The sequence below is a fragment of the Burkholderia sp. JPY481 genome (assembly GCF_038900515.1).
GTDB classification, from domain to species: domain Bacteria; phylum Pseudomonadota; class Gammaproteobacteria; order Burkholderiales; family Burkholderiaceae; genus Paraburkholderia; species Paraburkholderia youngii.
Genome location: NZ_JAYMRT010000223.1, coordinates 1 through 255, shown reverse-complemented (window position 1 = coordinate 255; position 255 = coordinate 1). Strand labels below are relative to the sequence as shown.

The 255-nt window shown below is 61.4% G+C and carries 1 protein-coding gene; it reads right to left on the bottom strand.

Annotation, left to right across the window (positions count from 1 at the left end):
* Positions 1 to 255, bottom strand: a 255-nt coding sequence (locus tag VSR82_RS40450) for a secretin N-terminal domain-containing protein (RefSeq protein WP_498858970.1), incomplete at both ends; no start/stop codon positions are given.

Below are 255 nucleotides of genomic sequence, written 5' to 3'. Positions count from 1 at the left end.
CGAGCATATTGTTCATCTGCTGCGCGATGTCGATCGCATTCGCGTTCTTCAGNGGCACGACTGCAACCGCCTGGCCGGCCGCGCTATCGACACCCGCGATGATCTGGGCGATGCGCCGCACGTTGTCGGCGTAGTCGGTGACGACGATCGTATTGTTGGAGGGGTAGGCCGCGACCGTGTTGTTCGGCGAGATCAGCGGACGCAGTACCGGCAGCAAATTGTTGGCCGACTCATTCCTCAGCGTGAAGACCTGCG